Source organism: Microcystis sp. CS-574 (assembly GCF_028329095.1).
In the GTDB taxonomy this organism is placed as follows: Bacteria; Cyanobacteriota; Cyanobacteriia; order Cyanobacteriales; family Microcystaceae; genus Microcystis; species Microcystis ichthyoblabe_A.
This window is the reverse complement of record NZ_JAQMSY010000006.1, coordinates 1-4961: the sequence shown is the minus strand read 5'-3', so window position 1 is coordinate 4961 and position 4961 is coordinate 1. Positions and strand designations below refer to the sequence as shown.

Here is a 4961-nt window from a genome sequence, read left to right as displayed (position 1 = left end):
TGTGCATAGCTTTCGGACTTTGTTGGAAGACCTGGGGACAATTTGCTTGAATACAGTGGAATGTACGATTAGGGAGGGAAGTTATCGTTTTTCTAAGATAACTCGACCGACCCAACTGCAACAAAAAGCGTTAGATTTATTAGGGGTTTCCCTAATTTGTACCCAGTAACGGGGCGGCGGAAATTCTTTTAATCCCTCCTACAGCACAGGTTATGGCCTTTTGTCAACAGGGAAGTCCAGTAATAGGTAAGAGATAAGAGTAGGGCTAATTCCGGAATTAGCCCTACTTTTTTAGGTTCCAACTAATCCTATTTGACCTAATAGGTAAGGCAGAAATACTTATTTCTGGAACCGTCCAGAGATAGAGTTGTTTCCAACTAATCCTATTTGACCTAATAGGTAAGGAAAGAACGGTTATATGTCAAAATATACCGTTTCTAAACTGTTTCCAACTAATCCTATTTGACCTAATAGGTAAGGTGGGGTTTCCGGTCATTACGAACCCCGAGGCGATTGCGTTTCCAACTAATCCTATTTGACCTAATAAGTAAGGATTGTCCACCACCTAGAATTAGATTCGATAAAAAGTGATTTCCAACTAATTCTATTTGATCTAATAGGTAAGGGATAAGAGTAAGGCTAATTCATTAATTAGCCTTACTCTTTATGTTTCCAACTAATCCTAATTTGTCATTAATTTTGCTTAGGTACTTAACTATAAACGGGATTATTTCGGCCAAAGTTTTTGAAATTTTCCCTCTTGACCATTATTCTCGTCTAGAAAACCTAGAAAATAAGCACAATCATCAGAGTCATCAGGAAAAATTGTTAATAATTCTAGATATTTATAGGTGTCTTTCGGTCTTTTTTTGCCCTGTTCAGTAGTGATAATATTCACAAGGGGATACATTCGATGCCAAAGACGACCAACTTGATTGATATTTTTTGTTACTATTCCTGTCACCGAGGTTTTATAGATACTTAAATTATCCAATTTTTGATAGGCTTTGTGAAGCCATTTTATGGCTAGAGAATCATCTTTATCTTCGGCAATTCTTCCCCAAACCTCGACATTTTTAGGATGCCAACTTTCTCGCCAGTTAGCACTATTATCGGGAGTTATGGAGATATTTTCTTGTAAGGACATCCATTGTTTAGCAATAGTGCGAACATCTTTGATAAAGGGATGAACATGAGTTAAATCTCTGACTTTCTTATCGTTGATTAAAGAACTTTTATCCCCCCATTGCCAATGACAGCCAATTAAGGGTTTATTGGGATAATAATCCTCATAGAAAATACTATGATCTGCTCGTCGCCATGATTTACCAAATCCTCCTAATAACATGGCAAAACGAGTGAGAAAACAAATTAATTTTTTTAAGCATTCTTGCTGGTTTTCGGGGAGAGATTGGGATTGGGTGAGAATCCAGCGTAATTCTCCTGTTACTGTGTAGGTGGGTTCCTTGTAACCCTTGGCAAAGGTTCCTAACTCTAGAGATTTGACACAAAAATCGACCGCTAGTAAACCTTGGCTTGCTTCTCCGTCAATTCCTCCAAATAGCTGATTAACTAACTTTTCGGCATTTTTAGCATCAGTTAAACCGCCAAAAATACGCAAGGCATGACCGCGAATTGCTCCTCGAAAAATATTGGGTCGAAATTCCCTTGCACCATCGAGGCTTTTAGGAGCCATTCCTTGCCCTTTCAGAAAACATTTATATAAAGGTTCTTTTGAAGATTTAATGTCTTTTGGTAAGCCATAACCGCTACTAACACGGCATCCTAGACCAGATTCTAAAGCTCTTTCCCAGATAGTCCAAATCTCCTCCCAATCGGGTTGTTCTATTGAGGTAGAAATGCCAAATTTTAGGGTAGGTTGATAGAGAGAAATTAAAGCAAAACCACTTTCTCCACTGGGTTTTTGTCGAGTGTTTGGGGTTTTTACTTGCCATCCCTGTTGCGGGTGAACAATATCTAAAAGATTTTCCGTCCAATCATTAACGGGATAACCGCCATGGAAGCGCAAAAGACTAGGGTTATCGCTATCTTTTTCGAGGTGATAACGTTGTTTTTGTTCGGGGGTGCAAGCTTGACAAAAGGCTCCTTTCATGCTGGAACCGGGATAAAATGGTATGCCATAAGCACCCATTACAGGCCGAATTATTCCTTCATCTTGTCCCCCATTAGTGACGAATCGCCACGATATTTGATATTCTTTGGTTTTTACTTCTTGACCAAATTGGGGAGGATTTTCATCGACTCGTTCTATCCATTCCTTTACCCATTTTTGGCTATCATTTTCATCTTTTTTAGAGTCAATATATTGTAATTGCGATCGCCCTTTGGTTTGTGCGCGAAACATCAGGGGGATTTTGTCACCAATATCGGGAATATTAACCATATAATTTATCGCTCCTTTGTTCCTTTATATCTTTGAGTCCACCAAACTAAACAATCGCATAGTTGCGTTAAAACAGCGAGGGTAATTCTCTGGTCTTCTAGCTTTAATTCCCAGAGTTTTTCTGCCATTACTTGAACAGATTCGGTATCATTTACCTGTACGGTATCGTTAGGGATAGGAATCCCAGCTTCTGCCATGGTTTCGACTAATTTATCCCAAGTTTCTTTCCAGTATTTTGCCTTATTGGTTTCCTTAGATTGTAAGCGCAGATGTTCACCCCAGAATCTTTCTAGTCCATAGGAAACGGATTCACGCATTTTAAAAGATTGATTGAGAGAATCTCGGTCTCGTAGTTTGGCAGCGAGAACTAATTTCTGAGCAATGCGATCGAGATTGTATTCTTTCCAAGCCATAATATTAGATAAAATGTAATTATTGATTAGCGTAGTTTAAAATAGTAACTTGGCAACGACCAAAACCGATAGATTCTAATCCTCCGAAATATAATTCTTTTTGGTTTACCGATTCTCCAAAAGGTTGCCATCCTGTTTCTTTGCAAGCAATGGGAAAAACTAAAATACTACCCACGGGTAAAGCTTCCACATTGAAAAAAGCTCCTTTTTCTGTATCCACTTTTTTCTGATCTTCTAGTAGTTTAACCCGGCTTTGTCGGTAGAGTGCCATATCGTGCAGCATGGATATATCGTTATCATCAACGACGACTAATTGAGAAGCTTTTAAATCCGCTTGCGGGGGAATCCAGGGGGAAAGCTCCTCTAAGTGTTCAATTTCGAGAAATCCTAAGTTAAAAAATAAAACTTTGCTATTGCGGTTAACTCCCTGCACTACTCGCGCTTGTAAACTAGGGGAAGCAGTATAAGGATTGGGTACTTTTGCAGACATTCCCGTGATTTGTTTATAGCGTTTTAATAATAGGGGAGAAGTAACCCAAACTATCGGCTGCCCCGGACAAAATACCGGCAACCAAACGAGGGAAGCATATTCAAATTTAACTTTTGCTTCGGTGGTTCCTCCGTCTTCTTGTCCTGGGATTGTTTCGTGTCCGTACCATGTACGTTTTTCATCTATATTGTTCATATCGGCACGAAAACGGCCGCGAATAGAACTACCGGGGATAATTGCTGTTTGGGTGAATTGGTCACGAAAAATGAGGTTAAGATTACCCGTTTCTTCTCCTGCGGTTGCTCCCACATGAAGGGGTGCTAAGGTTTCAAGTATGCCATAACTTTTGTGATACATTTTTTGGTAAAAGTGAGTATTTTAGATGCTTAGGGATTATTCTAAACTAGGTTAACATTAATGTCAGGATTTTCTAAGATTTTGTTAATATTTTATCGTGGTATTTAGGCTATTAGGACAGCACAAAGCTATAGATTTATTCCTAATCAATTGCAACACCCTTTAATAATTCATCGATTTCTTTAGCCATTTCCTCTGTGTAAGGAGTGAGAGAAGAAAGGTTTTTAAAGGCATCTTCTACCAAAAAATCTAAAAACATACGCAGCATTTTATTTTTGCTAATTTTTGAGCTTTGATTATTACCACTTTTTCAATAATCTAATAAAGCTTTTCGAGGAAATCTAGTTTTTAGTTTTGCCATAGCTATCACTTATTCTCGTCTCATTTACCCTACTCAATAATTATAGGCTTTATTTGGCAATATTTTCTAAGGGTAAGGCTAATCCGCAGCCCCAACGTTTGAGAGAAACCCCTTCGGTGGGGAACCAAGATTCCTGCCAATTTTGCCAAGATGGTAAGGGGTTTTTTAAGCGATAAACTGTTCCTGCGGGAACTGCATAACGTCCCCTAGATAAGCGCTTAACTTTATCTTTTCCTCCGAATCGATAACGATAGTTTATTGGTCTTTCGGTGTTGATGGTTTCTAATTGCCAATCACTGGGATTGCGAGTTGATAGGCGATTTGTTCCCCAGATTGCGGCAGTAATGAGGGCAAAATATTGACCGACATCTTGATTAAATAAAGTTTGGAGATGGCTGCTTAGTTCAAGTGATTTAACTGCCACTAGATGGGATTCTCCACCAAAGCGATACCAGCCATTTTCTAGGGGTTGATTAGCTAAATAAACTAGACAAGCATCTGGATGTAACTGGACGGCATTTTCGAGGAATAATTCTCCAGTTTTTACCTTTCTTTGCTCCTCTAACAAACGCGGATGGAGATGGGGATGATATTGCCACGGAGAACCATAGGCTTTTTGAGGATTATACCATTGGTTGATAGGAATCCAACTATCTCGATCGAATTTTCCCTCAATTTGTTTACTGTCTTTCTCTTGCCATTTTTCTTGCCATGTTAAGGTGTGTTGAATTTTTCCATTGTCGTTATTTTCTTGGTCTTGAAAATAATTTGCGAGGGGTTTTTTAGCCAAATAAATAGGGTTTGCTGAATAAATCTAAAAACCTTGTTGGATAAGGCTTTTAGACTTTTTTTCCCTGAAAAAGTGCCTACCATTGGAGTGATTGGGGGGAAAATTTAGGGATTTTTTCCCTGAAAATTAGGTAATTGACCACCTGA

Annotated in this window: 4 protein-coding genes, 1 pseudogene and 1 CRISPR repeat array; all 5 genes and pseudogenes read right to left on the bottom strand. The window is 38.8% G+C overall.

The window, feature by feature from the left end; all coding sequences use genetic code 11:
- Positions 1-296: 296 nt before the first annotated feature.
- Positions 297-626: direct repeats of the CRISPR family, unit length 34 nt; unit sequence TTCCAACTAATCCTATTTGACCTAATAGGTAAGG.
- Between the two features lie 101 nt (positions 627-727).
- Positions 728-2404 carry an RAMP superfamily protein gene (locus tag PN470_RS00355; RefSeq protein ID WP_272103316.1) on the bottom strand — a complete coding sequence of 559 codons (1677 nt, stop codon included), beginning with the start codon at positions 2402-2404 and terminating at the stop codon, positions 728-730.
- 5 nt (positions 2405-2409) lie between these two features.
- Positions 2410-2817 carry a hypothetical protein gene (locus PN470_RS00350; protein ID WP_072924898.1) on the bottom strand — a complete coding sequence of 136 codons (408 nt, stop codon included), beginning with the start codon at positions 2815-2817 and terminating at the stop codon, positions 2410-2412.
- Positions 2818-2836: 19 nt separating this feature from the next.
- Positions 2837-3664, bottom strand: coding sequence for an RAMP superfamily CRISPR-associated protein (locus tag PN470_RS00345; protein ID WP_272103313.1), 828 nt, complete (start codon positions 3662-3664; stop codon positions 2837-2839).
- Between the two features lie 142 nt (positions 3665-3806).
- On the bottom strand, positions 3807-3932 hold the full coding sequence (locus tag PN470_RS00340; protein ID WP_272103311.1) for a hypothetical protein: 126 nt from the start codon (positions 3930-3932) through the stop codon (positions 3807-3809).
- Positions 3933-4074: 142 nt separating this feature from the next.
- Positions 4075-4821 (bottom strand): annotated as a pseudogene (locus PN470_RS00335) (type III-B CRISPR module-associated Cmr3 family protein); the annotation flags it as partial.
- Between the last annotated feature and the right edge of the window lie 140 nt (positions 4822-4961).

Bases quoted from the DNA above. Each gene is read 5' to 3' on its own strand.
- PN470_RS00345 (WP_272103313.1), bottom strand. From the start codon at position 3,664: ATGTATCACAAAAGTTATGGCATACTTGAAACCTTAGCACCCCTTCAT.
- PN470_RS00340 (WP_272103311.1), bottom strand. From the start codon at position 3,932: ATGCTGCGTATGTTTTTAGATTTTTTGGTAGAAGATGCCTTTAAAAAC.
- PN470_RS00350 (WP_072924898.1), bottom strand. From the start codon at position 2,817: ATGGCTTGGAAAGAATACAATCTCGATCGCATTGCTCAGAAATTAGTT.
- PN470_RS00355 (WP_272103316.1), bottom strand. From the start codon at position 2,404: ATGGTTAATATTCCCGATATTGGTGACAAAATCCCCCTGATGTTTCGC.